The 4253-nt window shown below is 67.8% G+C and carries 5 protein-coding genes; 2 read left to right on the plus strand and 3 right to left on the minus strand.

Features of this window, described 5'->3' with window-relative positions:
- Positions 1-101 precede the first annotated feature (101 nt).
- Positions 102-395 carry a 4a-hydroxytetrahydrobiopterin dehydratase gene (locus tag HX774_RS16420; protein WP_114818207.1) on the plus strand — a complete coding sequence of 98 codons (294 nt, stop codon included), beginning with the start codon at positions 102-104 and terminating at the stop codon, positions 393-395.
- Positions 392-1186 (plus strand): SDR family oxidoreductase, encoded by a 795-nt coding sequence (locus HX774_RS16425; RefSeq protein WP_178828540.1) that lies wholly within the window; start codon positions 392-394, stop codon positions 1184-1186. Before HX774_RS16420 ends, HX774_RS16425 begins: the two co-directional genes overlap by 4 nt.
- A gap of 261 nt (positions 1187-1447) precedes the next feature.
- On the opposite strand, the gene thrS is transcribed toward HX774_RS16425, so the two are convergent.
- The 3 genes from thrS to HX774_RS16440 form a co-directional block, all read right to left on the minus strand.
- Complete coding sequence (gene thrS / locus HX774_RS16430; RefSeq protein ID WP_178828542.1) at positions 1448-3391, minus strand: threonine--tRNA ligase; 1944 nt, start codon at positions 3389-3391, stop codon at positions 1448-1450.
- The gene (yidD, locus tag HX774_RS16435) at positions 3388-3636 is read right to left on the minus strand and encodes a membrane protein insertion efficiency factor YidD (RefSeq protein WP_105562548.1); all 249 of its coding nucleotides are present in this window, start codon (positions 3634-3636) and stop codon (positions 3388-3390) included. Before yidD ends, thrS begins: the two co-directional genes overlap by 4 nt.
- An 80-nt stretch (positions 3637-3716) precedes the next feature.
- Positions 3717-4187 carry an iron-sulfur cluster assembly scaffold protein gene (locus HX774_RS16440; RefSeq protein WP_178828544.1) on the minus strand — a complete coding sequence of 157 codons (471 nt, stop codon included), beginning with the start codon at positions 4185-4187 and terminating at the stop codon, positions 3717-3719.
- Positions 4188-4253: the final 66 nt, after the last annotated feature.

Below are 4253 nucleotides of genomic sequence, written 5' to 3' on the forward strand. Positions count from 1 at the left end.
CACCCCCATCCCCGACCCTTCCCCCTCGAGGGGAAGGGAGAAGGCCGACTTGCCGCCAGTCGGGCCGCGCGATACGCCTGATGAAAATCAAGGAGACGCCCATGACCGCCCTCGACGTCAACGCCGTGCTTCAGGGCCTGCCCGACTGGCGCCGCGCCGACGACCCGCGCCCGGCCATCGCCCGCAGCTTGCGCTTCAAGGACTTCAACGCCGCCTTCGGCTTCATGACCCGCGTCGCCCTGCTGGCCGACAAGGCCGACCACCATCCCGAATGGTCGAACGTCTACAACCGCGTCGAGGTCCTGCTGACCACGCACGACGCGGGCGGCGTGACCGAGAAGGACGTCGCCATGGCCCGCTTCATCGACGACGCCGTCAAGGGCCTGGTGGAATGAGCGGCCCCCGTTCGGGCCGCGTTTCCGGCAAGACCGCCCTCATCACCGGGGCGGCGGGCGGTCTGGGCCAGGCCATGGCGCGGATGCTGGTCAAGGAAGGCGCCAAGGTCGCCGTCTCCGACCTGGATCTGAACGGCGCCAAGGCTCTGGCCGACGCCATCAATGCCGAGCATCCCGGCGCCGCCTTCGCCTATGAGCACGACGTGACGCGCGAGGACGACTGGGTCCGCGTCGTCGCCGCCGCCGCCGAGGACATGGGCGGCCTGTCGATCCTGGTGAACAACGCCGGCATCGGCGGCGGGCTGGTCTGGGCCGAACAGGACACGCTGGAGCGTTGGCGGCGGCTTCAGGCGGTCAATCTGGAGTCGGTCATGCTGGGCTGCAAGCACGCCATGCCGCTCTTGCGGGCCTCCGGCGCGGGCTCCATCGTCAACATCTCTTCCATCGCCGGACTGGTCGCGGCGCCCGGCATGGGCGCCTACAACGCCACCAAGGCGGCGGTCTGGCTCTACACCAAGACGGTGGCGCTGGAGGCCGCTCAGGCCGGCTGGAACGTGCGCGCCAACTCGGTCCACCCGGTCTTCATCAAGACGCCGATCCTCGATCCCTTCGTCGCCATGGCCGGCGGCGACGAGAGCACCGCCCACGCCAAGCTGGCGCGCGGCATCCCCCTGAAGCGCATCGGCGAGCCCGACGACGTGGCCTACTGCGTCCTGTATCTGGCCTCTGACGAGTCCAAGTTCGTCACCGGCGCCGAGTTCAAGATCGACGGGGGAATGACGGCGCAGTGAGCGAGAGGTGGGGCCGCATTACCATCCCTTCTCCCATCGGGAGAAGGTGGCACGAAGGGTCGGATGAGGGGCGTTCAGCAGCCTTCGGCGTGAGTCGCCGCGCTACGGCTGACGGCTGACGCCGAATGACGCCTCAGCCCCTCACCCTTTCGCCTGCCCAATCGCTACGCTCTTGGAGGCTCAAGCCCTCTCCCGCCGGGAGAGGGAGGGAACTGCCCTAAAGGAAAACGCCCCGGCCTTTCGACCGGGGCGTTCTCATGTTCAGGCCTCGCCGCCGTCGCGCAGGCGTTTCAGGTCCGGCGGGGTCGCCTCGTCCGTCAGCAGGGCGATGGCTTCCTCGATGGTGACGATGGTCTGGGCCTGGCTGCCCAGGCGGCGTATGGCGACCTTGCCCTCCTCGGCCTCCTTGCGGCCGACGACGGCGATGGCGGGCACCTTGCCGACCGAGTGTTCGCGGATCTTGTAGTTGATCTTCTCGTTGCGCAGGTCGGTCTCGACCCGCAGAGCAGCCGCCCGGAACTTGGCGGCGACCTCCTCGGCGTAACCGTCGGCGTCCGAGGTGATGGTCGCCACCACGGCCTGGGTCGGCGCCAGCCACAGCGGGAAGGCCCCGGCGTAGTTCTCGATCATGATGCCGATGAAGCGCTCGAACGACCCCAGGATCGCGCGGTGCAGCATGACCGGGCGGTGCTTCTGGCCGTCCTCGGCGATATAGGTCGCGTCCAGGCGGTCGGGCAGGACATAGTCCAGCTGGATCGTGCCGCAGGTCCATTCGCGGCCGATGGCGTCCTTGACGATGAAGTCCAGCTTGGGCGCGTAGAAGGCGCCGTCGCCCTCGGCGATCACCACCTCGACCCCGGCGTGGCGGGCGGCTTCGGCCATCTGGGCCTCGGCCTTGTCCCAGAACTCGTCCGAACCGGCGCGCACCTCGGGACGGGTGGCCAGGTTGATATAGGCCGTCTCCATGCCGAGGTCGGCGTGGACCGACTGGGCCAGCTTGATGAACTCGGCCGTCTCGTCGACGATCTGGTCTTCGCGGCAGAAGATGTGGGCGTCGTCCTGGGTGAAGCCGCGCACGCGCATCAGGCCGTGCAGCGAACCGGACGGCTCATAACGGTGGCAGGCGCCGAACTCGGCCATGCGCAGCGGAAGTTCGCGATAGGACCGCTGGCCCTGATCGAAGATCTGCACGTGGCCGGGGCAGTTCATCGGCTTCAAGGACAGGGTCTCGCCCTCCACCGTCTCGCAGACGAACATGTTGGGACGATACTTCTCCCAGTGGCCCGAGGCCTCCCAGAACTTGCGGTCCAGAACCTGCGGCGTTTTGACCTCGACGTATCCGGCGGCGTCCAGACGGCGGCGCATATAGGCCTCCAGCACGCGCCACAGGACCCAGCCCTTGGGGTGCCAGAAGACCATGCCGCGGCCCTCTTCCTGCATGTGGAAGAGCTCCATGGCGCGGCCCAGCTTGCGGTGATCGCGCTTCTCGGCCTCTTCGATGCGCAGCAGATAGGCGTCCAGGTCCTCCTTGGTCGCCCAGGCGGTGCCGTAGATGCGCTGCAGCTGGGCGCGGCTGGAATCACCGCGCCAGTAGGCGCCGGCCAGCTTGGTCAGCTTGAAGGCCTTGCCGACGAACTTGGTGGTCGGGAAGTGCGGCCCCCGGCACAGGTCGGCCCATTCGCCCTGCTTGTAGACGGTGATGGTCTCCGTGCCCGGCAGGTCGCGGATCAGCTCGGCCTTGTAGGTCTCGCCCACCGACTCGAAATGCTTGATCGCCGTGTCGCGGTCCCAGACCTGACGCTCCAGCGGGGCGCCCCGGTCGATGATCTCGCCCATCTTCTTTTCGATCTTGGCGAAGTCGTCGGTCGAGAAGGGCTCGTCGCGGGCGAAGTCGTAATAGAAGCCGTCCTCGATGGCCGGGCCGATCGTGACCTGGGTGCCGGGGAAGAGCTCCTGCACCGCCTGGGCCAGGACGTGGGCGGCGTCGTGGCGGATGGTCTCCAGCGCCTCGGGATCGTCGCGCATCAAGAGGCGGAAGTCGCCGTCGCCGTCGATGACGCGGTCCAGGTCGCGCTGCTCGCCGTTCCAGACGACCAGGGCCGCCTTCTTGGCCAGCGAGGGCGAGATGGCCGCAGCCACGTCGCGACCCGTCGAGCCGGCCGGATACTGACGCACGGCGCCGTCGGGGAATTTCAGTTCGATCATGACGGTCGTTCTTTTTCGATCTTGGCGGGCGGCACGGGATCATAGCCCGAACCGCCGAAGGGATGGCATTTACAGAGACGGCGCACGGTGAGCCATCCCCCCCGAACCGGACCGTGCTGGAGCAGGGCGTCGCGCCCATAGTCCGAACAGGTCGGCAGAAACCGGCACGACTGGCCGAAGAAGGGGGACAGCGTCACCTTATAGCCCCGGTGGGCCGCGCGGACGCTGCGTTCGTAGAGAGACATCTGTCCCTTCGCCGGGGGCTCTGTTTCGGGTTCGACGTGCTTATCCCTCTTCATCGCAGGGGGATCAACCGGACGACGCCTCAGGCCGCGCCGGCGAGACGAGTTCGCGTATCGCTGTGGTGCTTTTCCAGCGCTTGATTCACCGCGTCCAGCGTGGCCTCCAGCGCCACCATGGTCGAGGCGTGACGCGCCGGATAGTCGGCGACCTGCTTGAGCACCCGCAGGCCCTCGAAGCGGCCATCGGGGCCGTCACCGCCGGATTTCAGCATGGCCAGCATGGCGTCTCTGGCCTCAAGGATCTCCGACGCCGAGGCGCCGAGGATGCTCTCGCCCACCACGCCCGCCGCCGCCTGACCCAAGGCGCAGGCCTTCACCGCCTGGGCGAAGTCGCGGATGCGGCCTTCATCGTCCAGCGTCACGTCCACGATGGCCTTGGACCCGCACAGCTTGGCGACGCGCTCGGCGCTGCCTTGCGGCGCAGCCAGCCGCCCGCTGTGCGGCAGGTTGGCCGCCAGCGACAGAATGCGCGCACTGTAGAGATCGTCGATCATGGGATGAAGATAGGGCTTCTCGTGCTGAAGGTGAAGCCGCCGCCTCTCCCTCCCACCTGGGGGAGG

Source organism: Brevundimonas sp. P7753 (assembly GCF_013386595.1).
GTDB classification, from domain to species: Bacteria; Pseudomonadota; Alphaproteobacteria; order Caulobacterales; family Caulobacteraceae; genus Brevundimonas; species Brevundimonas bullata.

Bases quoted from the DNA above. Each gene is read 5' to 3' on its own strand.
- HX774_RS16440 (WP_178828544.1), bottom strand. From the start codon at position 4,187: ATGATCGACGATCTCTACAGTGCGCGCATTCTGTCGCTGGCGGCCAAC.
- HX774_RS16420 (WP_114818207.1), top strand. From the start codon at position 102: ATGACCGCCCTCGACGTCAACGCCGTGCTTCAGGGCCTGCCCGACTGG.
- thrS (WP_178828542.1), bottom strand. From the start codon at position 3,391: ATGATCGAACTGAAATTCCCCGACGGCGCCGTGCGTCAGTATCCGGCC.
- yidD (WP_105562548.1), bottom strand. From the start codon at position 3,636: ATGTCTCTCTACGAACGCAGCGTCCGCGCGGCCCACCGGGGCTATAAG.
- HX774_RS16425 (WP_178828540.1), top strand. From the start codon at position 392: ATGAGCGGCCCCCGTTCGGGCCGCGTTTCCGGCAAGACCGCCCTCATC.